This is a genomic window from Bradyrhizobium sp. AUGA SZCCT0283, assembly GCF_018130385.1.
GTDB lineage: Bacteria > Pseudomonadota > Alphaproteobacteria > Rhizobiales > Xanthobacteraceae > Bradyrhizobium.
In genome coordinates this window covers 110,799-133,993 of the sequence record NZ_JAFCLU010000008.1, presented here as the reverse complement: position 1 = coordinate 133,993, position 23,195 = coordinate 110,799, and the positions used below count along the sequence as shown (strand labels likewise).

Below are 23,195 nucleotides of genomic sequence, written 5' to 3'. Positions count from 1 at the left end.
ACACGCCTCATTAACCATGCTTTGACGAATAGCTGGTCAACTCCCATCACGGCGGCGGAAGCGTCGCAGCGTAATGTGGAAAGTGAAGCGTAATGAATACCGCACGCATTGTGGTTCTGGCCATCGCCATCGGCGCCGGCGGCATTGCCGCATATCTCGCCAGCGGGTCCAGCGACAAGCCGGCGCCGGCCCAGCCGGTCGCGCAGCTTCAGACCGTCGATATTCTCGTCGCCAAATCGGATATCGGCCTTGGCCACTCGGTCAAGCCGGACGATCTGCAGTGGCAGACCTGGCCGGCCGCGACCGCCAGCAGCAACTTCATCAGCCGCGCCAGCAAGGCCGACGCCATCAAGGAGATCACGGGCTCCATCGCGCGCGCGCCGTTCATCGCGGGCGAACCGATTCGCGAACAGAAGCTGGTGAAGGCCGACGGCTCCGGCTTCATGGCGGCGATCCTGCCCGCCGGCTACCGGGCCATCTCCACCGAAATTTCACCGGAAACCGGCGCCGGCGGCTTCATCCTGCCGAATGACCGCGTCGACGTGCTTCTTACCAAGCGCGAGAAGAATCCGGACAGCAAAGGCCCGGACATCTCCAGTGCGGAGGTCATCCTCACCAATGTCCGTGTTCTCGCGATCGACCAGGCGCCGAAGGAAAAGGAAGGCGCCAACTCGCTGGTCGGCAAGACGGTCACCCTCGAACTGAAGCCTGAACAGGCCGAGACGCTGGCGCGATCGCGCCAGAGCGGCTCGCTGACGCTGGCGCTACGCAGCATTGCCGACGTCAACGCGGTCGAGAAGCCGGACGAACAACTCAACAAGCGCGGCGAAAACCTCAACGTCATTCGTTACGGCGTTGCCAGCCAGCAGACGATGCAGAAGTGACCGAAAGGACGCACGATATGAAGTGCAGGGAAATTCAGCCGATGATGCGAACGTTCATCGTCCGCGCCCTGTCGTTTTCGGCCGTGGTTGCGCTCACGCTCAATCCGGCGCTGACGCCGGTGGTGGCAAGCGACTATCGCACCGCGGCTCCGGTCACCACCGACGGACAGATGAACGCGCGGTTCGTTTCGCTCGGGATCGGCAAATCGATCGTGATCGACCTGCCGCGGGAGATCAAGGACGTGCTGGTCGCCGATCCGAAGGTCGCCAACGCCGTCGTCCGCTCGACCCAGCGCGCCTATATCATCGGCGCCGCGGTCGGCCAGACCAACATTGTCTTCTTCGATTCCACGGGCGCGCAGATCGCAGCCTACGACATCGCGGTCAAGCGCGACCTCAACGGCGTGCGCGCCGCGCTGAAGCAGTCGCTGCCGAATTCGGACATCCTGATCGAGGGCGTCGGCGACGGCGTGGTATTGAGCGGCATGGCGGCGAGCCCGATCGAGGCGCAGCAGGCCGCCGATATCGCCGCCCGCCTCGTGGGCGGCGCGGACAAGGTCGTCAATTCGATCGCCGTCCGCGGCCGTGACCAGGTGATGCTGAAAGTTACGGTCGCCGAAGTCACCCGCAACATCATCAAGCAGTTGGGCATCGATCTCACGGCCAACCTGAACTACGGCACCGCGGTCGTGAACTTCAACAACTCCAATCCGTTTACCGCCCTCGGCCGCCCGCTGGTCGCGACCAACGGGGTGCAGACATCGTTCCCAGGCACTTCGTCGGTGACGGCTACGCTCCGCGCGATGGAGAGCGCCGGCGTCGTGCGCACCTTGGCCGAGCCCAATCTGACCGCGATCTCGGGCGAATCCGCGACCTTCATTGCAGGCGGCGAATTTCCCGTTCCGGCAGGCTATTCCTGCGACCCGGTCACGCGCGTCTGTACGACCCAGATCTCGTTCAAGAAGTTCGGCATTTCGCTCAACTTCACGCCCGTCGTGATGACCGAGGGCCGGATCAGCCTTCGCGTCATGACGGAAGTGTCGGAACTGTCGAACGACAACTCGATCACGCTGACGCAGGCCCTCAGCGGCAACTCGACGAACTCGCTGACCATTCCCTCGATCAAGACCCGCCGCGCAGAAACCACGCTGGAAATTCCTTCGGGCGGCTCGATGGCGATGGCCGGCCTGATTGCGGAGCAGACCAAGCAGGCCATCAACGGCCTCCCCGGTCTGGCGCAATTGCCGGTTCTCGGCACGCTGTTCCGCAGCCGCGACTACGTCAACAACCAGACCGAACTGATGGTTCTGGTCACACCCTATGTGGTGCGCGCGGTGGCGCAGAAGGACCTGTCGCGTCCCGATGACGGCTTTGCCAGCGCGTCGGATCCGCAGGCCGACCTGCTCGGCAGTATCAATCGCATCTACGGCGTTCCGGGCCGTGTCGAGAAGGCTCGGAATTATCGCGGTACCTACGGCTTTATTACGGACTGAGGCGGGACGATGACACCGAAGATGAAATCAAGGAAGCCCGCCGATCCAAGGCGTGCCCTCTGCCTGGCGGGAGCGCTGATCGGTCTTGCCGTGGCGCTCAGCGCCTGCAAGCACAATACCGACGTCGTGACGACGGCGAGCGTGCCTGACGACTATCGCCTGCGCCATCCGATCGCGGTCCAGGAAGCCGACCGCTCGATCGTCGTTTTTGTCGGGCGCGGACGCGGCGGCCTCTCGGCCTCCCAGCGCGCCGACGTGATGTATCTCGGCCAGACCTGGATGCGGGAAGGCACCGGCATCATCAGCATCGACGTGCCCGTCAATACGCCGAACGCGCGGGCGGCCGAAGACTCATTGCGCGAGATCAAGGCGACGCTTGCCGCGGCCGGCGTGCCGCCGCGCGCAACTAATGTCCGCCAGTATCGCCCGGAAGATCCCAGGCATATGGCCGCGATCCGCCTCAACTATCCGAAGATTTCGGCGGTGGCCGGCCCGTGTGGGCTGTGGCCGGAGGATCTCGGACCGTCCGTCAACAACAAGGGCTATTTCGAAAACAAGCCCTATTACAATTTCGGCTGCTCCAATCAGCGCAATCTGGCGGCGATGGTCGACAACCCGTCGGATCTCGTGCAGCCGCGTCCCGAAACCCCAGCCTTTGCGCCGCGCCGTGGCATAGCCTTCGACAAATATCGCAGGGGCGTGACCACCACGACCAGCTATCCCGAGGCCGACAGGGCCAAACTTAGCGATACCGGCAAATGATCACTTACTCGCGTCAGAATACAGAACAGCAGCCGGAAATCACGGCACCGTCCACCGAGGATCACATCGCGCCGGCGCCGCGGGTGTCGGTGCAGGCCTTCTGCGAGACGGTGGAAACCGCGGCCGCCGTGCAGTCGGCGGGCGAAGACCGCCGCCTCGGCAAGGCTCACCTCAAGATCCAGATGGGCGGCATGGCCGCTGCCGTCGAGGCCTACCGCTCGGCCCCGACCCCGAACGTCATCATCCTGGAGACCGAAGGCCGCAACGATATTCTCCTCGGCCTCGACCAGCTCGCCACCGTCTGCGACGCCGGAACCCGCGTGATCGTGATCGGGCGCATCAACGACGTCATGCTCTATCGCGAGCTGGTGCGCCGTGGCGTCAGCGACTACGTCATCGCCCCGGTCGGCGCCATCGACGTCGTGCGCTCGGTCTGCAACCTGTTCTCGGCGCCGGAAGCCAAGGCCGTCGGCCGCATCATTGCCATTGTCGGCGCCAAGGGCGGCGTCGGCGCATCCACCGTCGCCCATAACGTCGCCTGGGCGATCGCACGTGATCTGGCGCTGGATTCCGTGGTCGCCGATCTCGACCTCGCTTTCGGCACCGCCGGCCTCGACTACAATCAGGACCCGCCGCAGGGCATCGCGGATGCGGTGTTCTCGCCCGACCGGGTCGATACCGCGTTCCTCGACCGCCTGCTGTCGAAATGCACCGACCACCTCAGCCTGCTGGCGGCGCCGGCAACGCTCGACCGGGTCTACGATTTCGGCGCGGAGGCGTTCGATTCGATCTTCGACACGCTTCGCACCACGATGCCCTGCATCGTGCTCGACGTCCCCCATCAATGGTCGGGATGGACCAAGCGCGCCCTGATCGCGGCCGACGACATCCTGATCGTCGCGGCACCCGATCTCGCCAATCTGCGCAACACCAAGAACATCTTCGACCTCTTGAAGGCATCACGGCCGAACGATCGCGCCCCGCTCTATTGCCTCAATCAGGTCGGCATCCCGAAGCGTCCGGAGATCCCCGCCGCCGAGTTCGCCAAGGCGATCGAAAACCACCCGATCGCCACGATCCCGTTCGAGCCGCAAATCTTCGGGTCGGCCGCCAACAACGGCCAGATGATCGCGGAAATTTCCGCAACCCATCGCACCACCGAGATGTTCCTGCAGATTGCGCAGCGGCTCACCGGCCGCGGCGAGACCAAGAAGCCGAAGAGTTCGTTGCTGTCGCCTTTGATCGAGAAGTTGCGAGCCAAGAAGTAGGTCGCCCGCGTGGAGTGCCATCGTGTTCGGTAAGCGTAGTGGAAATGATAGCGATACGCGGGTATTGAAACCCGCCATTCAGGAGCCGGCTTCGGCGCCGGCCGTTTCGCGCGAGATGGCCGCGCCGGCCATCGCCTCGCCTCCAATCGCGCCCATGAAGGCGCCCCCGCCCGCGCCCGCGCCCACCATGGAGGCGCGGCGATCCGACAATTACTACCAGGTCAAGGCGACCATCTTCGGCGCCCTGATCGAGGCGATCGACCTCGCCCAGCTCGCCAAGCTCGACGGCGAGTCGGCGCGCGAGGAAATCCGCGACATCGTCAACGAGATCATCGCGATCAAGAACATCGTGATGTCGATTGCCGAGCAGGAAGAGCTGCTCGACGACATCTGCAACGACGTGCTCGGCTACGGCCCGCTGGAACCCCTGCTGTCGCGCGACGACATCGCCGACATCATGGTCAACGGCGCCGGCACGGTGTTCATCGAAGTCGCCGGCAAGATCCAGAAGACCGGCATCCGCTTCCGCGACAACCAGCAGCTGCTCAACATCTGCCAGCGCATCGTCAGCCAGGTCGGCCGGCGCGTCGACGAATCCTCGCCAATCTGCGACGCTCGCCTCGCCGACGGCTCCCGCGTCAACGCCATCGTTCCGCCGCTGGCGATCGACGGCCCCGCGCTCACTATTCGTAAATTCAAGAAGGACAAGCTGACGCTCGACCAGTTGGTCAAGTTCGGCGCGATCTCGCCGGAAGGCGCACAGATTCTGCAGATCATCGGCCGCGTCCGCTGCAACGTGCTGATATCAGGCGGTACCGGCTCCGGCAAGACCACGCTGTTGAACTGCCTGACCCAGTTCATCGAACATGACGAGCGCGTCATCACCTGCGAAGACGCCGCCGAACTTCAATTGCAGCAGCCTCACGTGGTGCGGCTGGAAACCCGCCCGCCCAACATCGAGGGCGAAGGCCAGGTGACGATGCGCGAACTGGTCCGCAACTGCCTGCGTATGCGTCCCGAACGTATCATCGTCGGCGAAGTCCGCGGACCCGAGGCGTTCGACCTGCTGCAGGCGATGAACACCGGCCACGACGGCTCGATGGGAACGCTGCACGCCAACAACCCGCGCGAAGCCCTGTCGCGCTGCGAATCCATGATCACGATGGGCGGCTTCTCGCTGCCCTCGCGCACCATCCGCGAGATGATCTGCGCCTCGATCGACGTCATCGTGCAGGCCGCGCGCCTGCGCGACGGCTCGCGCCGCATCACCCACATCACCGAGGTGATGGGCATGGAAGGCGATACCATCATCACCCAGGACGTATTTCTCTACGACATGATCGGCGAAGACGCGAACGGCAAGATCATCGGGCGGCACCGCTCGACCGGAATCGGACGTCCGCGGTTCTGGGAGCGCGCGCGATATTTCGGCGAAGAGAAGCGGCTTGCGGCCGCGCTCGACGCCGCCGAAGTCATCGAGAAGACGTGAGGAGTCCATGAGCATACAGACGCTCGCACTGGCGTTTCTCGCCGCTACCGCCATTGGCGGCCTGGCCTGGGTATTCATCTATCCATCGCTGTCGGGCCAGAAGAAGGCCGAATCCCGCCGCGCCTCGATCGCACGTGCCGACGCGCCGGCACGTCAGGTCGAGAAAAGCCAGCGCTCGCGCCGTGAGCAGGTCGAGGGTTCGCTGAAGGAGCTCGACGCCCGACGCAAGAAGGACAAGTCCGTCCCACTCACCACCCGCCTCGCCCAGGCCGGTTTGGGATCCTGGACGCCCCAGAAATTCTGGATCGTATCAGGCGTTTTCGGCGCGGTCGGATTCGTGCTCGCCTTTATGATCGGCGGCCACCTGCTGGGCGCCGCGGTGATGGCTTTCGGCACGGGCCTCGGCCTGCCGCGCTGGGTCCTGAGTTATCTCAAGAAGCGCCGCGAGAAGGCGTTTCTGAAGGCGCTGCCCGACGCCGTCGACGTCATCGTGCGCGGCATCAAGGCCGGTCTGCCGCTATTCGAATCGATCAAGGTGGTGGCAGCCGATTCACCCGAGCCGCTCAGGAGCGAGTTCAACGCCATCATCGAAACCCAGACCATCGGCATGCCGCTGGGCGAGGCCTGCGCGCGGCTGTATGAGCGGATGCCGTTGCCGGAGGCGAACTTCTTCGGCATCGTGGTCGCGATCCAGCAGAAGTCGGGCGGCAACCTGTCGGAAGCGCTCGGCAACCTCTCCAAGGTGCTGCGCGACCGCAAGAAGATGGCCGAGAAGATTCAGGCGATGTCGACGGAAGCCAAGGCCTCCGCAGGCATCATTGGCTCGCTGCCGCCGATCGTGATGCTGCTGGTATGGATTTCGACGCCCGACTACATCGCGTTGCTTTGGACCCATAGCCTCGGTCAGTTCATGCTGGTGTGCTGCGTCGGCTGGATGACGATCGGCGTCCTGGTGATGAAGAAAATGATCAATTTCGACTTCTGACGGTGCGACCATGGTTGAATTTCTAATCTCCAAGATGCACGACGCGCGGTTCATGACCATGCTGCTTGCCGCCATCGCGGCGAGCGCGACCGCCTATACGCTGATCATGCCGCTGTTTGCCGGCGAAGGCCTCGCCAAGCGCATGAAGGCGGTTGCCAGCGAGCGCGAACGGCTCCGGCAGCGCGAGCGCGACCGCCTCGCCAAATCAGAAAAGGTGTCGCTGCGGCAAAGCCCGAAGCAACTCGTTTCCAAGGTGGTGGAAGATTTCAACCTGACCAAATGGCTGGCGCAGGAAGCCGCGCGCGACAAGCTGATCATGGCCGGCTATCGCGGCCACGCCCCCTACGTCACGTTCCTGTTTGCCCGCGCGGTGACACCGATCGTGCTGTTCATCGGCGCGGCCCTCTACGTGTTCGTGATCACGCAGATGGACAAATCACTGACGGTCAAGCTCGGCATCTGCATCGCCGCCGCCTATCTCGGGCTCCAGGCCCCGATGCTGTTCCTGAAGAACGCCATCAGCAAGCGTCAGCTCTCGATCAAGCGCGCCTTTCCCGACGCACTCGACCTCCTGCTGATCTGCATCGAGTCCGGCATGTCGGTCGAAGTCGCCTTCCGCAAGGTCTCCACCGAGATCGCGGGGCAATCGATCGCGCTGTCGGAGGAGTTCGCGCTGACCACGGCCGAATTGTCCTACCTGCAGGATCGCAAGGTGGCCTACGAGAATCTCGCCAAGCGCACCGGCCTCGAGGGCGTGAAATCGGTCTGCCTGGCGCTGATGCAGTCGGAACGCTACGGCACCCCGCTCGGTCAGAGCCTGCGCGTGATGGCGCAGGAAAACCGCGACATGCGGATGAACGAGGCCGAGAAGAAGGCGGCCGCACTGCCGCCGAAGCTGACCGTGCCGATGATCCTGTTCTTCCTGCCGTGCCTGTTCATCGTCATTCTCGGACCGACCTACATCAAGCTCCAGATGATGCAGTAAGGCCGCGCCGCGGGCCGCGCTCCGCGCCGTGCGATCATCGTCGTCGCGCGGGCTTGCTGCCTCGTCAGGACTTCAGCAAGCCAGCACGGGGAGAGACTCCAGTGCAGTCTTGGTGCAGGAGTCTTGGTGTAACGGGGACAAGGCGCTGCGACACCCGGGGCGATTACGGACAGCTCTGGAATACCGCCCTCGCAGGTGACGACGGCTGCGGCGCTCAGTCGGGCCGATTGAGGGCTGCGACCGGCACGGTCTTGCCGCCATTGCGCGGGCTGTCCTTGCGGCTCAGCATTTCCCGCAAGTAGGTCACATTGGCGGCCGCCTCGTCGGCCGGCAGATCGCCCCTGGCGACGGTCTCGGCTTCCGCGAAGCGGCCCTGCAGGCCGACCACGAGCGCCAGGTTCTGCCGCACCCTTCCGTCGGCGCGGGGATTGGAATAGGCGCGCCGCAGCGTTTCCTCGGCCTGTGGCAATTCCCGCGTCAGCATGTAGGAAAGACCGAGATTGGACAGCACCGACGGCTCTTCCGGCACGATCTTCAGCGCGGCCGCATAATAGTTGCGGGCCTCCTCGTGCTTGCCCATCTTGTCGAGCGTGGTGCCCTGTACCGAAAGAATGCGCCAGTCGGGATTGGCGGGCGAATGGGCACGGCTCAGCACGTCGAAGGCCGCCTGAGAATTGCCGTTGTCGGCGAGCGCGCGGCCGTAAGCGGCGAGCAGCGCCTTGTTGCCGGGATGGGCGATGGTGGCCTGTTCGAGCACGGCAGTGGCCTGTGCCCGCTGGCCGGTGGCGCGGAGCGCCTGACCGTAGCCCAGGGCCGCCTCGGCATCCTTGGGGTTGGCGCGATAGCGCTCGCCGTAGACTTCGGCTGCGCGGCGCGGATCGTCGGGAACGGCTTGCGCCTTTGACGACGATGAGGTCAGCGATCCCGTGATGTCGGACATGGTCTGGCAGCCGCCAAGGCCTGCGGCGAGAACCGCTGTCACGGCCGCGGAGGAGAGGAACCGGGCAAAGGATCCGGCGTGGCTGGACTGTCGACGCATGGGCACTTCAACTCACGGGAATGTCTGACGAATGAAGCCGAATGCGCCAGCAATAGACTGTTAACCCTAACGGCCGGTTAATTGGCCGTGCTATGCCCTTCGAGCACCACCCCGCCCGTCCCCTTCCGCGAGACCAGCATGCAATCCCCGTTCGAGACCGCGCCCATCGCCCCGGCCATTCCGATCACTTTCGCCACCAAGACCACCTGGACCGCGATCGCCAGGGACCTTCCCGAGCAGGCCCGGCAGTTTGCGCTCGCCAATGATTTCACCGCCAAGCCCGGCAAATGCCTGACGCTGCCCGCGCCCGACGGGCAGATCGCGCAGGTCGTTTTCGGCATCGAGGACGAGACCGCCAAGTCACGGGATCTGTTCCGGCCCGGCGCACTGCCGGGCCTGCTGCCGCCGGGCGTCTATCGCTTTGCCAATGCGCCGCATGATGTGCGGCTCGCGACGCTGGCCTTTGCCCTTGGAACCTATCGGTTCGGCCGCTATCGCAAGGCGGAACGGCCCGACGTCCGGCTGGTGCCGCCCGACGCCATCGATATCGCCGACGTCGCGCGGATGGCGGAGGCGGCCGCGCTGGCGCGCGACCTGATCAATACGCCGTCGAACGATATGGGCCCGGAAGAACTGGCGCAGGCTGCACAGGCATTGGCGACGCGATTCGGCGCCCAGTTCAATTGCATTGTCGGCGACGAACTCGTGAAGCAGAACTTTCCGCTGATCCACGCCGTTGGCATGGCCTCGACGCGCGCCCCGCGCCTGATCGATCTGAACTGGGGCGATCCTGCTAACCCCAAGGTGACTTTGGTCGGCAAGGGCGTTTGCTTCGACACTGGCGGCCTCGACATAAAGCCGTCCAGCGGCATGCTGATCATGAAAAAGGACATGGGCGGCGCTGCCAATGTGCTGGCGCTGGCGCAGATGGTGATGGATGCGAAGCTGAAGGTCCGGCTGCGCGTCTTGATCCCTGCGGTCGAGAACGCGGTGGCCGGCAACGCCTTCCGCCCGCTCGACATCTTCAAGTCGCGCAAGGGACTTAACGTGGAGATCGGCAACACCGACGCCGAGGGACGCCTGGTGCTGGCGGATGCGCTGGCGCTGGCGGATGAAGAGAAGCCGGACTTGCTGGTTGACCTCGGCACCCTGACGGGTGCCGCGCGGGTGGCGCTGGGACCGGATTTACCGCCCTTTTACACCCAGGATGAGACGCTCGCCGAAAGCGTCGCAGCTCATGCGAAACGGGAGAACGATCCGTTGTGGCGAATGCCGCTGTGGCCGCCCTATGATTCGTGGCTGGATTCAAAGGTCGCCGACATCAACAACGCGCCGTCCGGCGGCTTTGCCGGATCGATCACCTGCGCGCTGTTCCTGCAGCGCTTCGTCACCGACGCCAAGAGCTGGCTGCATGTCGATATCTATGGCTGGACGCCTTCCGCAAAACCCGCGCGTCCCGAAGGCGGCGAATGCCAGGCCGCGCGCGCGATCTACAAATTGTTGAGCGAACGCTATGCATGACCCCCGCCTGACGCCGGCACGGCCCGACCTCGCCGCGAAATATCTCGAAGGCAAGGTGAAGGCCGCACGCTTCGTCGAAGGCGAGGAATTTTGCGTGGCCGATGCCCTTGCGCCGCTGCGCGAGGGACCAGCTGCGGATGCTCTCCTTTCGACGCAGGCACTGAAGGGCGAGCGCGTCACGATCTACGATCGTGACAGTGAAGGCTTTGCCTGGGGCCAATTGAACGACGACGGCTATGTCGGCTGGATTCCGGATGCCGCGCTGGTCAGGCCCGCTGCAGCTCCGACGCACAAGGTCACGGCGTTGCGGACGTTCGCGTTCCCGGGCCCGTCGATCAAGCTGGCGCCGGTCGAGACGCTGCCGCTGGGCGCGCGCGTCACGGTTGCCCGTGACGACGGCGCGTTCGTTGTAACGGGCGAAGGCTGGTATCTGCCGCGACGGCATGTCGATAGCCTCGACGCGATGGAAAAGGATTTCGTCGCGGTCGCCGAAGGCTTCGTCGGCACGCCCTATCTGTGGGGCGGCAAGAGTTCGCTCGGCATCGATTGCTCCGGTCTCGTCCAGGTTTCGCTGAACGCCGCCGGCACCGGCTGCCCGCGCGACAGCGACATGCAGCAGGATGGCCTCGGGCGGGCGCTGAATGCCGCTGAGATGAAGAAATTGCAACGCGGCGATCTGATCTTCTGGAAGGGGCACGTCGCAATCGCCCGTGACGCCGACACCCTGGTTCACGCCAACGCCCATCACATGGCGACCGTGATCGAAAACACGCGAGAGGCGATTGCGCGGATCAAGGCGGCGGGCAGCGAAGTCACGGCGATCAAGCGGCTGGGTTGAGACCGCGGGGGCCACATCCTTCGAGACGCGCGAAGACGCGCTCCTCTGGATGAGGATCACCGGTCCCTCATGCTGAGGAGGCGCGAAGCGCCGTCTCGAACCATGAGGCCGAGATGCCAGCAAGAACGCGCTACAGGGCGGGCGCGTCCGGCACGGCCTCGATCCGGAACGCGGCGGCGAACAGCGCGCGGGTGTAGTCGCTCTTCGGATTCTTGAAGAGCTCCGCGGCCGGCCCCTCCTCCACCACCTTGCCGTGGCGCATCACGATCAGATGGCTCGCCAGCGAGGCCACCACCCGAAGATCGTGCGAGATGAACATGTAGGTCAGGTCGCGCTTGCGCTGCAGTTCGCGCAACAGATCGACCATCTGGGCCTGGAACAGCATGTCGAGCGCGCTCGTCGGCTCGTCCAGCACGACGAAATTCGGCTCCAGCACCACCGCGCGCGCGATCGAGATGCGCTGGCGCTGGCCGCCGGAGAATTCATGCGGATAGCGGAATCGCGTCGCCGGATCGAGGCCGACGTCCTGGAGCGCCTTGACGACGCGCGCCTCGCGCTCTTCATACGACAGCGACTTCTGGTGCACGCTCAGGCCCTCGGCGACGATATCGCCGACCGACATGCGCGGGCTCAACGCGCCGAACGGGTCCTGAAACACGATCTGCATGTCGCGGCGGAACGGCAGCATGGCCTTGAAGCGCAGGCCCTGGATGTTGCTGCCGAGAAACACGATCGGGCCATCCGAGGAAATCAGCCGGAGCAGCGCCAGCCCCAGCGTGGTCTTGCCCGAACCGGACTCGCCGACGACGCCGAGCGTCTCGCCCTTGCGGACCGCGATGCTGACGCCATCCACCGCCTTGATATGGCCGACGGTCGAGCGCAACAGCCCGCGCTTGATCGGAAACCAGACCTTGAGATTGTCGGCCGATATCACCACCGGCTCGTTGGGCCGCGGCGGCGCCGGGTCGGGCTTCGGCTCCGCCGCGAGCAGCGCGCGGGTATAGGCGTGTTTCGGCGCGGTGAAGACTTCCTCGACCGGCCCCTGCTCGACGATCTTGCCTGAATTCATCACGCAGACGACGTCGGCGATGCGGCGGACGATGCCGAGGTCATGGGTGATGAACAGCATGCTCATGCCGAGCCGCGACCTGATCTCGGCGAGCAGCGCCAGGATCTGTGCCTGCACGGTGACGTCGAGCGCGGTGGTCGGCTCGTCCGCGATCAAGAGGTCCGGCTCGTTGGCGAGCGCCATCGCGATCATGACGCGCTGGCGCTGGCCGCCGGACAATTGATGCGGGTAGCTCTTCAGCCGGGTTTCGGGATCGGGAATGCCGACCTGCGTCAACAGTTCGAGCGTGCGCGCCCGCGCCATCTGCCCGCCGATGCCGCTGTGCAGGGAAAGAATCTCGCCGATCTGCGCCTCGATCGTGTGCAGCGGATTGAGCGAGGTCATCGGCTCCTGGAAGATGATCGAGATGTCGTTGCCGCGGATCTCGCGCATCTCGTTTTCGGGCGCGGTCAGCAACTCGCGGCCGCGGAAGCGGATATGGCCCGAGGGATGCGAGGCGCTGGGATACGGCAAGAGCTTCAGGATCGACAATGCGCTGACGGATTTTCCGGAGCCGGACTCGCCGACCAGCGCCACGCATTCGCCGCGCTTGACGGAAAACGAGACATGGTCGACCGCGAGCGTGTCGCCGAACGCCACCGAGAGGTCGTGAACATCGAGCAGGGGCTGGTTGATGGCGTCCATGCGCGGCCCCCTACCGGAACGTCTTGCGCGGATCGAAAGCGTCGCGCGCGGCTTCGCCGATGAAGATCAGCAGCGACAGCATGATCGCGACCGAGAAGAAGCCGGTGAAGCCGAGCCACGGCGCCTGCACGTTGGCCTTGCCTTGCGACAGCAATTCGCCGAGCGACGGCGAGCCGGGCGGCAGGCCGAAGCCGAGGAAATCCAGCGCCGTCAGCGTCATCACCGAAGACGACACGATGAAGGGCAGAAACGTCATGGTCGCCACCATCGCGTTCGGCAACAGATGGCGGAACATGATGACGGCGTTGGAGACGCCGAGCGCCCGCGCCGCCTGGATATATTCGAAATTTCGCCCGCGCAGGAATTCGGCGCGCACCAGCCCGACCAGCGACACCCAGGAGAACAGCAAGAGAATGCCGAGCAGGATGAAGAAGCCCGGCGGCAGCACCGCCGATATGATCAGCAGCAGATAGAGCGAGGGTATAGCGGTCCATATCTCAATAAACCGCTGGAAGCCGAGGTCGATCCAGCCGCCGAAATAGCCCTGCACGCCACCGGCGGCGATGCCGATCATCGAGGAGAGGATGGTGAGCGTCAGCCCGAACAGCACCGAAATCCGGAAACCGTAGATCAGGCGCGCGACCACGTCGCGGCTCTGGTCGTCGGTGCCGAGCCAGTTGTATTCGAGGTCGCGGCAGCTCTTGAGCCCCTTCTTCTGCACCACCGCCTTGCACTGCTCTTCCGTCAGCATCCAGGTCGGCTTCGACGGCGCAGGCGTCGGCGGATCGAGATTTTGGGTCTTGTAGGAGTAGCGGATCGGCGGCCAGATGATGGTGCCGCCCTTCTCCGCAATCTGCTTCTGCAGATAGGGATCACGATAGTCGGCGGTGGTTTCGAAATCGCCGCCGAAGGTGGTCTCGGCGTAGTTGAAGAGGACCGGCCAATAAAGACGGCCGTCATATTTGACGACGAGCGGCTGGTCGTTGGCGATGAAATTGGCAAACAGCGAGACCGTGAAAAGCACGAGGAAGATCCAGAACGACCAATAGCCCCTTCGGTTGGCCTTGAAGTTCTGCCAGCGGCGCCGATTGAGCGGCGACGGCTGGAACGGATGACGCGTGATCGGGACCGCCGCGCCGAGCGGCGATTGTGTCGAACTCTCGACCGGCTGGGGGGCGGTGATCGTCATCAGACCTCACGCGCCTCGAAATCGATCCGCGGATCGATCCACATGTAAGCCAGGTCGGAGATCAGGTTGACCACGAGACCGATCAGCGAAAAGATGAACAGGGTGCCGAACACGACCGGGTAATCGCGGTTCAAGATGCTCTCGAATCCGAGCAGGCCGAGGCCATCGAGCGAGAAGATGGTCTCGATCAACAGCGAGCCGGAGAAGAAGGCGTGGATGAACGCGCTCGGAAAGCCCGCGATCACGATCAGCATCGCGTTGCGGAAAATGTGGTTGTACAGCACCTGGCGTTCGCTGCAGCCCTTGGCGCGCGCGGTCATCACATACTGCTTGCGGATCTCGTCGAGGAACGAGTTCTTGGTCAGCAGCGTCATGGTGGCGAAGGCGCCGAGCGCCATCGATACCAGCGGCAGCGTGATGTGCCAGAAATAGTCGATGATCTTCCAGTACCAGGGGAACTGCGCCCAGCCGTCGGAAGTGAGCCCGCGCAGCGGGAAGATGTTGAGGAATGAGCCGCCGGCGAACAGGATGATCAACAGGATCGCGAACAGGAATCCCGGGATCGCAAAACCGACAATGATCACCGCCGAGGTCCAGGTGTCGAATTTCGATCCGTCCTGTACGGCCTTGCGGATGCCGAGCGGGATCGAGATCAGGTAGGTCAGAAGCATCATCCAGAGGCCGAGCGACATCGACACCGGCAGCTTCTCCTTGATCAGCTGGATCACGCTGACGTCGCGGAAATAGCTCTTGCCGAAATCGAAGCGCGAGAAATTCCACACCATCAGCGCGAAGCGCTCCGGCGCCGGCTTGTCGAAACCGAACTGCGCTTCCAGCTTCTTGATGAAATCGGGATCCAGCCCCTGCGCGCCGCGGTATTTCGAGCTGACGGCATCGGCGGACGCGCCGACCTGGCCGCGCGGACCGAAATCGCCGCCGCCGCCCGAAATTCTCGACGTGCCGCCGGTGTCGGCGCCGGAGAGCTGCGCCAGCACGCGTTCGACCGGTCCGCCCGGCGCGAACTGCACGACCACGAAGGAGACGAACAGGATCCCGAGCAGCGTCGGGAACATCAGCAGAATTCGGCGGGCGATATAGCCGGTCATGAATTACTTCGCCTGCTCGAGCTTCGCGGCCTTGGCGGCGTCATACCACCAATTGTCAGGCGCGCCGGTACCTTGCGCGTAGCGTGCTGGCTTGGGCGGATGCGCGAACAGGTCCCAATAGGCGATCGGATGCGTCGAGCGAAACCATTGCGGCACCCAGTAGCGGCCGGCGCGGAAAACGCGATCAAGCGCGCGGCATGCGATCGTCAAATCGGTGCGCGTCTCAGCGCCGATGGCCTTGTCGACCAGCGCGTCGATCGCAGGACTGGCCACTCCCGCCAGATTGTACGATCCCTTGGTGGCGGCCGCGTGCGACGTAAAGTACGGCCGCAAGCTGTCGCCCGGTGTCGGCGACATGCTCAGGCGCATCGTCGTCATGTCGAAATCGAAGGACTCCACCCGCGCGCGGTATTGCACAGCGTCAATCAACCGGATGCTGGCGTCGATGCCGAGCTGACCGAGATTCTTGATGAAGGTCGCGTGATGCGGCTGGAACGATGGCTCATCGAGCAGGAATTCGATCGCAAAGATCTCGCCGTTCGGCATGAGCCGCTTGCCGTCCTTGACGGGAAGCTTTGCGTCCTGCAGCAATTGCTGTGCCTTGCGCAGCAATGCCCGGTCCTGGCCCGATCCATCCGACACCGGCGGAACGAACGGCTCGCCGAACACCTCGTCCGGCACTTGCCCGCGGAACGGCTCGAGCAGCTTCAGCTCTTCGGTCGACGGCAACCCGGTCGCCACCATGTCCGAATTCTGGAACGGCGAAGCGGTGCGCGCATAGGCGCCATACATCACGGTCTTGTTGGTCCATTCGAAATCGAACGCATTGATGACCGCTTCGCGTACCCTGGGATCCTTGAACTTGTCGCGACGGGTATTGAAGAACCAGCCCTGTCCGCCTGACGGCAATTCATCCGGCAGGGTCTCGCGCTTGACGCGCCCATCCTTGATCGCGGGAAAATCGTAACGGGTGGCCCAGATCCGCGCGGTGAATTCCTCGCGATAGAGATAGTTCTTGCCGGTGAAGCCTTCGAACGCCACGTCGCGGTCGCGATAGAACTCGTAGCGCACGGTGCCGAAATTGTAGCTGCCGCGGTTGACGGGAAGATCGGCCGCCCAATAATCCTTGACCCGGTCGAATTCGACGTAGCGGTTGATCTCGTATCGGCCCACCTTGTACGGGCCGGAGCCGAGCGGGATTTCGGTGGTCGATTCCTCGAACGGACGGGTCGCGTAATAGGCCTTGGAGAAGATCGGCAGGCTCGCGACATAGAGCGGGACGTCGCGCGCGCGGTTCGGCGCAAACATCACGGCCACCGTCGCATCATCGAGCGCCTCGGCCTTCACGAAGTCGCGCAACTGCACCACGATCAGCGGATGGCCTTTTTCCTTCAGCGTATTAAGCGAGAATGCGACGTCGTGCGCCGTCAACTTCGAGCCGTCGTGGAAGCGGGCCTCGGGGCGCATCGTGAAGCGGTAGGTGAGCTTGTCGGGCGAAATCCATACCGACTTCGCCGCAAGGCCATACATCGCGTCGGGCTCGTCGTTTGCGCGCGCCATCAGCGAGTCAAAGGTCAGCTCCATGCCCTTGGCGCCTTCGCCCTTGAGGATGAAGGCGTTGAACGAATTGAACGTCTGGAAAGACTGATTATACGCGCGAACCGACGGGATCGTCGAAAACAAGCCGCCCTTCGGCGCGTCCGGATTGACGTAGTCGAAATGCTTGAAGTCGGCCGGGTATTTCAGGTCGCCGAACACCGACATGCCATGCATCTCGGTGCCGCCATTGTCGGCGGCGGCGGGGCGAAACATGCCGGCGCTCAGCGCACCGATGCCGAGACCGAGCGCGTGTCGACGGTTGAGTAGCGCCATGCGCGATCCCTTCAACTGCGCTTGCCGATCTTGGCTGCCTTGTCGGCATCATACCACCACACCGTCGGGAATCCCGACACGCCGTATTTGGGCAAGGGGTCGGGGTGGCTGAAGCGGTCCCAGCGCGCATAGCGATTGAAGCCGTAGTTGAATTGCGTGACGCAATAGAAGTTCCAGAGCAGCACGCGGTCCATCGCCTTGCAGGCTGCGATCTGCTCGGCGCGGTTCTTGGCGAAGATGATGCGCTCGATCAGCGCATCCACCGCGGGGTTCTTGATCCCGCCCATATTGCGGGAACCGGGCTTGTCCGCCGCTTGCGAGCCGAACCATTCGCGCTGTTCGTTGCCGGGCGACAGCGACTGCGGCCAGACAACGGTCGTCATGTCGAAATCATAGTCACGCGTGCGGTTTTGAAACTGCACGTCATCAACCCGGCGTATGTTCACCGTGACGCCGAGCCGCTCCAGGGAGGGCTTGTAGAACAGGGAGATCCGCTCGTTGCCCTCGTCGGAACATAGAATCTCGACGCTGACAGGCTGGCCTGAGGGATCGACCAGCTTGCGGTCGCGGACTTCGAATCCGGCCTCCTTCAAAAGCCGCGTCGCTTCGCGCAGATTGTTGCGGACGGCTTCAGGGGTGCCGTTGACGGGATCCTTGTAGGGCGTCGTGAAAACCTCCGGAGGCACCTTGTCGCGCAGCGGCTCCAGCAGTTGCAGTTCGAGGCCCTCGGGAAGTCCGGTGGCCATGAAGTCGGGGATGCCGTCGAAATAGCTGCTGTCGCGATGGTACTCGCCGGTCGACAGGGTCCGGTTCATCTCCTCGAAGTCGAACGCGTAGTTGAAGGCGCGGCGCAGCCGGACGTCCTTGAACAGCGGCCGGCGCAGGTTGAAGGCCCAGCCCTGCATCCGCCCCGAACTCAGGACCGGAAACTTTTCCTTGATCACCCGCCCGTCATGCACCGCGGGGAAATCATAGGCCACCGACCATTCCTTGGCGCTGCGCTCGGCATACCAGTCGAACTGGTCGGCCTTGAAGGCCTGGCGCCCGACGACGTCATCGCGGAAGAATTCGTAGCGGAGTTCGTCGAAATTGTCCTGGCCGATGCTATTGGGCAGATCCTTGCCCCAGTAATCCTTCACCCGTTCGAGCACCAGCGTCCGGCCGGCGACAAATTCCTTGATGCGATAGGGGCCCGACCCCAGCGGCGGCTCCAGCGTGGTTGCCGTCACGTCGCGCTTGCGGCCCTGCGCGTCGGCGCCTTCCCACCAGTGCTTCGGCAAGACGTTGAGTTGCCCGGTGATCAGGGGAAGTTCACGATTGCCGGGGCTGTCGAAGAAGAATTTGACGTCGTGGTCACCGATCTTCTCGGCCTTGACGATATGCTGGTAATAGAAGCGGGCTCTCGGGCTGCTACTCTTGGACGTTTCAAACGAAAAAACCACGTCTTCCGGGGTCACCGGCTTGCCGTCATGCCACCGCGCCATCGGACGCAGGCGATAGATCACATAGGAGAAATCATCGGGGTAGGCGACGAGTTCGGCCAGCGTGCCGTAATAGCTGTCCGGCTCATCGAGGGCCGGGTCCATCAGCGATTGATAGATTCGCCCCACACCGGAGGGGGCCGATCCCTTCAACCCGGCGACCACGATGTTGAAGCTGTCATATGTGCCAAGCTCGAACAGGCGGGCGACGCCGCCCTTGGGCGCAGCCGGATTGACATAGTCGAAGCGCTTGAAGTCGGCGGGGTATTTGATGTCGCCAAAGGTGGAGATGCCGTGCCGCCATTTCAGTCCGTCCGGCGCGGCTTGCGCCAGCGCAGGCGAGGAAACGCCAATGTCGAGCCCGAGCGCCGGGGCCATGGCGGCTGCGGCAGTGCCTTGCAGAAGATGTCGTCGGGTGATTGCCAAATGCGGAAATCCTGTTGCTTACGGGAGCCAGCCAGCACCCAATATAAGGCAAGGGTTCGACCGATTACGTTGCTTTTTCCTCATGATATCAACATGGGAACCACGCCGGTGCGGCGAAACGTCCCGATAACAACAACGCGATCAACATAGACAAACGGCCAGGCAATGCCTGGCCGTCGTGTCATCGCCAAGTCCATGCCGGACTGTCGAAATTTTACTTCGCCGCGGTCGGCAGCGGAGCCGGGTTGTCCGAAAGGCTGCGCAGATAAGCGATCACGTCGGCGCGCTCGCTGTCTTTCGGGATGCCGGCAAAGCCCATCGCCGTGCCCGGAACAAAGGCCTTGGGATTGGCGATGAACTTGTTGAGGTCGTCATAGGTCCAGTTGCCGCCCTTGCCCTTCATGGCGGCCGAGAAATTGAACCCGCCGCGGCCCGCACCCTTCGGCTCGTTGAGGACGCCGTAGAGGTTCGGACCGACGCGGTTGGGGCCGCCCTTTTCGAAGGTGTGGCAGGCGGCGCACTTCTTGGCGGCGCCGGCGCCCTTTTCGACGGAGGCGGTCTGCAGCAGCTTCTCGATCGGCTCGGAGGGAGCTGCGGCTTCCTTGGCGCCGCCGTGCGAGGCGTCTTCCTTCACGGCAATCTCGAAGCCCGGCTTCTCCGGCTTCACGGGCGCGAAAATCGCATGAGCGGCAAAGCTCGTCACCAGAACGAGAATGCAGGTGCCGAGGATGGCACCGATAATCTTGTTGAGTTCGAAGGAGTCCATAGTTGGGTCAGGCTCCAGGGCGGAAAGATCGACTGAAGGCCGGCAAAACGGCCACGGATGCGCATCAGGAATCAGCCTTTCGCGCCGCACCCTCAGCAGGGTTGAGATATCGGTTTGCCCGGGCTCTGGCAACCCGTATAAACGCCCCGACTTTCCGCCAGTCCCCCATTAATTTGCGGCCTGTTTTGCTGGCCGGCTGACCTCGTTCCGGATGACCGAAACCCGCATTTTAGTGCTGATTCCCGCCCGCATGGCGGCGACCCGCCTGCCCGGCAAACCGTTGCTCGACATCGGCGGCCTGCCGATGATCGTCCACGTGCTGCGGCGGGCCGAGGAGGCCAAAATCGGCCGGGTGGCCGTCGCCACCGACACGCCCGAGATCGCGGCCGCCGTGAAGGCCGCCGGCGGCGAGGTGGTGATGACCCGTGCCGATCATCCCTCCGGCTCCGACCGGATCCATGAGGCCATGCGGACGATCGATCCCGATGGCCGGGCCGAGATTGTGGTCAACCTGCAGGGCGACTTCCCCACGATCGCGCCGGAAACCATCCGTGCCGCGCTTCCGCCGCTCGACGACCCCACCGTCGATATTGCGACGCTGGCCTCGCAAATCCATACCGAGGAAGAGGACCTGGCCCCCAGCGTGGTGAAGGCGGTCGGTTCGCCGATCGGCCCGAACCGGCTGCGAGCGCTCTATTTCACCCGCGCCACGGCGCCCTATGGCGACGGCCCGCGCTACCACCACATCGGCCTCTACGCCTACCGCCGCGCCGCGCTGGAACGGTTCGTGGCGCTGCCGCCATCTCCGCTGGAGCAGCAGGAGAAGCTCGAGCAACTGCGCGCGCTGGAGGCCGGGATGCGGATCGACATCACCATCGTCGACAGCGTCCCCCGCGGCGTCGACACCCCGGCCGACCTCGAAACCGCACGCAAGATACTAAAGCCTCGTTCTGGTTGAACGAGGCTTTATCCTTTTGTTTTGACGCGTTTTCTTCACGCGAACCAGCCTCCACTTCGCTCGAAAACGCTATAGCCAATACCTGACCGGCTGCTAAAAGGCCCGCCATGACTAAAAAGCTCAAAATCGCATTCCAGGGCGAGCCTGGCGCCAATTCCCATATCGCCATCGTCGAGGCCTATCCCGACGCCGAGCCGTTGCCGTGTGCGACCTTCGAGGACGCGCTGTCCGCGATCTCCTCCGGCGAGGCCGACCTCGGCATGATCCCGATCGAGAATTCGGTGGCCGGGCGCGTCGCCGATATCCATCATTTGCTGCCGGCGTCCGGCCTGTTCATCGTCGGCGAATGGTTCTTGCCGATCCGGCATCAACTGATGGCGATCCGCGGAGCCAAGCTGACCGATATCAAGACAGTGGAGAGCCACGTCCACGCGCTCGGCCAGTGCCGGCGCATCATCCGCAAGCTCGGCATCAAGCCGATCGTCGCGGCCGATACCGCGGGCAGCGCGCGCGACGTTTCCGAACGCAAGGACAAGAGCGTTGCCGCGATCGCCTCGCGGCTGGCGGCGCAAATCTACGGCCTCGATATCCTGGCCGAGGACGTCGAGGACGAGACCCACAACACCACGCGCTTCGTGATGCTGGCGCGCGAGGCGAACTGGGCCAAGCAGGGGTCGGGACCGCTGGTCACCACTTTTGTTTTCCGGGTGCGCAATTTGCCCGCCGCGCTCTACAAGGCGCTCGGCGGTTTCGCCACCAACGGCGTCAACATGACGAAATTGGAAAGCTATATGGTCGACGGCGAATTCTCCGCCACGCAATTCTATGCCGACGTCGACGGCCATCCCGAGGACAAGGGCCTCGCCTTCGCGCTGGAGGAATTGAAGTTCTTCTCGCGTGAATTCCGCATCGTCGGGGTCTATCCCGGCCACCCGTTCCGGGCGACATTCAGCGGGGCGCAGGACTAAGGTGGCTCGTCGTCCCTGCGAACGCAGGGACCCATAGCCACCGAACGCAGTTGCGTTAGAAGGTATCGGGGATACTGCTCTATCGATGGATCACGCGGTATGGGTCCCTGCGTGCGCAGGGACGACAGTTCTTATGCGGCAACCTTCTTGCCCAATCCGAACGCATCGGCCAACAGACTATACGATTTCTTTCGCGCGTCGTGATCGTACACCGCAGTGATGATCATCAACTCGTCCGGCTTGCCTGCCGTGATCATCGGCTGCAGCTTCGCCATGATGGTCGCCGGGCTACCGACGAACAGCCGCGAGCGGTTGCGCATGACCGAGGCGCGCTCGGCGTCACTATAATTATAGGCCAGCGCTTCCTCGACGCTCGGCAACGGCAGGTATTGCCCGCGGTCGCGGCGCAGGCGGTTGAGGTCCATCGAGGAGGCTAGCTTTTCGGCCTCCGCATCGGTTTCGGCGGCAACGGCAGCGACGGCGAGAATGCCGTGCGGCGTGGCGCGCCAGCCGGATGGCTTGAAATGGTCGCGGTAGTTGGTCATCGCCGCGACCGCGTCATAGGACGCGAAATGATGTGCGAATGCGAAGCCCATGCCGACCTGCGCGGCCAGTTCCGAACTGTAATCGCTCGAGCCGAGCAGCCAGATCGGCGGCAGCGGCGTATCGTCCGGCATCGCCACCACATTGTTGTAGGGATGGCCGGGCGGGAAATCGCGGGTCTCCCACAACACCAGTTCACTTAAGCGTTCAAGAAAATCGTCGCCTTCGCGGCGATCGAGCCGGCTGCGCAGCGCGTGCGCGGTGGCGCCATCGGTGCCGGGCGCACGGCCAAGGCCGAGATCGATGCGGCCGGGAAACAGCGCCTCCAGCATCTTGAAGCGCTCGGCCACCACCAGCGGCGCGTGGTTGGGCAGCATCACGCCGCCGGAGCCGACGCGGATATTCTTCGTCACCGCCGCGATCTGCCCGATCATCAGGTCGGGCGCGGGGCTCGCTACCGAGGCCAGATTATGGTGCTCGGCGAGCCAGTAGCGGACATAGCCGAGCCCATCGACATGGCGCGCCAGATCGATGCTGTTCTGCAGCGCGGCGGCGGGCTTTGTGCCTGTGGTGACGACGGAGAGGTCGAGGACTGAAAGCGGAATCATGGCCGTAAACTAGTGCGGCAATCGAGGGCGACAAAGGCCCGGCTGGCGCAGATCAGGCCCGCGCTTGTGGGGAAAGGAGGTGTCGTACCGCAAGACGCGAGTGGGACGATATGTAACAGATTTAGCAAAATTCCATCCTGCCCACCAGATTCATCATCGACAAGATCGCCAGACCGCCACTATTTTGCTGTTTTCGTTACATAATTACATCGCCGCTCGCTGCCCACCAAATGTCTGATACGGTCTCTATTCCGTATATTT

At 63.7% G+C, this 23,195-nt stretch carries 19 protein-coding genes; 11 read left to right on the top strand and 8 right to left on the bottom strand.

Annotated elements, in window-relative coordinates; translation table 11 throughout:
* The first annotated feature begins 92 nt into the window (after positions 1 to 92).
* From cpaB to JQ624_RS13620, 7 genes are read left to right on the top strand one after another with little or no spacing between them, the layout of a single operon-like run.
* Positions 93 to 884, top strand: coding sequence for a Flp pilus assembly protein CpaB (gene cpaB / locus JQ624_RS13650; RefSeq protein ID WP_212419406.1), 792 nt, complete (start codon positions 93 to 95; stop codon positions 882 to 884).
* Positions 885 to 901: 17 nt separating this feature from the next.
* Positions 902 to 2,377, top strand: coding sequence for a type II and III secretion system protein family protein (locus JQ624_RS13645; protein WP_212419405.1), 1,476 nt, complete (start codon positions 902 to 904; stop codon positions 2,375 to 2,377).
* A gap of 21 nt (positions 2,378 to 2,398) precedes the next feature.
* The gene (locus JQ624_RS13640; protein ID WP_212419551.1) at positions 2,399 to 3,139 is read left to right on the top strand and encodes a CpaD family pilus assembly protein; all 741 of its coding nucleotides are present in this window, start codon (positions 2,399 to 2,401) and stop codon (positions 3,137 to 3,139) included.
* Positions 3,136 to 4,407, top strand: coding sequence for an AAA family ATPase (locus JQ624_RS13635; protein ID WP_212419404.1), 1,272 nt, complete (start codon positions 3,136 to 3,138; stop codon positions 4,405 to 4,407). Before JQ624_RS13640 ends, JQ624_RS13635 begins: the two co-directional genes overlap by 4 nt.
* Positions 4,408 to 4,429: 22 nt before the next feature.
* The gene (locus JQ624_RS13630) at positions 4,430 to 5,896 is read left to right on the top strand and encodes a CpaF family protein (RefSeq protein ID WP_212419403.1); all 1,467 of its coding nucleotides are present in this window, start codon (positions 4,430 to 4,432) and stop codon (positions 5,894 to 5,896) included.
* A gap of 7 nt (positions 5,897 to 5,903) precedes the next feature.
* On the top strand, positions 5,904 to 6,881 hold the full coding sequence (locus tag JQ624_RS13625; protein ID WP_212419402.1) for a type II secretion system F family protein: 978 nt from the start codon (positions 5,904 to 5,906) through the stop codon (positions 6,879 to 6,881).
* Between the two features lie 10 nt (positions 6,882 to 6,891).
* The gene (locus JQ624_RS13620) at positions 6,892 to 7,866 is read left to right on the top strand and encodes a type II secretion system F family protein (RefSeq protein ID WP_212419401.1); all 975 of its coding nucleotides are present in this window, start codon (positions 6,892 to 6,894) and stop codon (positions 7,864 to 7,866) included.
* A gap of 214 nt (positions 7,867 to 8,080) precedes the next feature.
* On the opposite strand, the gene JQ624_RS13615 is transcribed toward JQ624_RS13620, so the two are convergent.
* Entirely contained in the window at positions 8,081 to 8,905 is an 825-nt protein-coding gene (locus JQ624_RS13615) for a tetratricopeptide repeat protein (RefSeq protein ID WP_212419400.1), read from the bottom strand.
* A 138-nt stretch (positions 8,906 to 9,043) separates the two neighbouring features.
* Here JQ624_RS13615 and JQ624_RS13610 point away from each other — a divergent pair, with 138 nt between their 5' ends.
* Both JQ624_RS13610 and JQ624_RS13605 read left to right on the top strand, forming a co-directional pair.
* On the top strand, positions 9,044 to 10,426 hold the full coding sequence (locus tag JQ624_RS13610) for a M17 family metallopeptidase (protein ID WP_212419399.1): 1,383 nt from the start codon (positions 9,044 to 9,046) through the stop codon (positions 10,424 to 10,426).
* Complete coding sequence (locus JQ624_RS13605) at positions 10,419 to 11,264, top strand: NlpC/P60 family protein (RefSeq protein ID WP_212419398.1); 846 nt, start codon at positions 10,419 to 10,421, stop codon at positions 11,262 to 11,264. The genes JQ624_RS13610 and JQ624_RS13605 overlap by 8 nt, the downstream gene beginning before the upstream one ends.
* A gap of 130 nt (positions 11,265 to 11,394) precedes the next feature.
* On the opposite strand, the gene JQ624_RS13600 is transcribed toward JQ624_RS13605, so the two are convergent.
* From JQ624_RS13600 to JQ624_RS13575, 6 genes are all read right to left on the bottom strand, one after another.
* Positions 11,395 to 13,017 (bottom strand): ABC transporter ATP-binding protein, encoded by a 1,623-nt coding sequence (locus tag JQ624_RS13600; protein ID WP_212419397.1) that lies wholly within the window; start codon positions 13,015 to 13,017, stop codon positions 11,395 to 11,397.
* Between the two features lie 10 nt (positions 13,018 to 13,027).
* On the bottom strand, positions 13,028 to 14,206 hold the full coding sequence (locus JQ624_RS13595; RefSeq protein ID WP_212419396.1) for an ABC transporter permease: 1,179 nt from the start codon (positions 14,204 to 14,206) through the stop codon (positions 13,028 to 13,030).
* Complete coding sequence (locus tag JQ624_RS13590; RefSeq protein ID WP_212419395.1) at positions 14,206 to 15,312, bottom strand: microcin C ABC transporter permease YejB; 1,107 nt, start codon at positions 15,310 to 15,312, stop codon at positions 14,206 to 14,208. The genes JQ624_RS13595 and JQ624_RS13590 overlap by 1 nt, the downstream gene beginning before the upstream one ends.
* 3 nt (positions 15,313 to 15,315) lie before the next feature.
* A complete protein-coding gene (locus JQ624_RS13585; protein WP_212419394.1) occupies positions 15,316 to 17,184 on the bottom strand; it encodes an extracellular solute-binding protein in 1,869 nt (622 codons plus the stop codon).
* Positions 17,185 to 17,195: 11 nt separating this feature from the next.
* On the bottom strand, positions 17,196 to 19,043 hold the full coding sequence (locus JQ624_RS13580; RefSeq protein ID WP_249129783.1) for an extracellular solute-binding protein: 1,848 nt from the start codon (positions 19,041 to 19,043) through the stop codon (positions 17,196 to 17,198).
* A 262-nt stretch (positions 19,044 to 19,305) separates the two neighbouring features.
* Positions 19,306 to 19,857, bottom strand: coding sequence for a cytochrome c family protein (locus JQ624_RS13575; protein WP_212419392.1), 552 nt, complete (start codon positions 19,855 to 19,857; stop codon positions 19,306 to 19,308).
* Between the two features lie 211 nt (positions 19,858 to 20,068).
* Between JQ624_RS13575 and JQ624_RS13570 the strand changes: the two genes are divergently transcribed.
* Together JQ624_RS13570 and JQ624_RS13565 are read left to right on the top strand one after the other, a co-directional pair.
* Positions 20,069 to 20,815, top strand: coding sequence for a 3-deoxy-manno-octulosonate cytidylyltransferase (locus tag JQ624_RS13570; protein WP_212419391.1), 747 nt, complete (start codon positions 20,069 to 20,071; stop codon positions 20,813 to 20,815).
* A gap of 107 nt (positions 20,816 to 20,922) precedes the next feature.
* Positions 20,923 to 21,783, top strand: coding sequence for a prephenate dehydratase (locus JQ624_RS13565; protein ID WP_212419390.1), 861 nt, complete (start codon positions 20,923 to 20,925; stop codon positions 21,781 to 21,783).
* Positions 21,784 to 21,914: 131 nt separating this feature from the next.
* Here the strand turns inward: JQ624_RS13565 and JQ624_RS13560 are convergent, their stop codons facing one another.
* Positions 21,915 to 22,934, bottom strand: a complete 1,020-nt coding sequence (locus tag JQ624_RS13560; protein ID WP_212419389.1) for an LLM class flavin-dependent oxidoreductase — start codon at positions 22,932 to 22,934, stop codon at positions 21,915 to 21,917.
* Positions 22,935 to 23,195 lie beyond the last annotated feature (261 nt).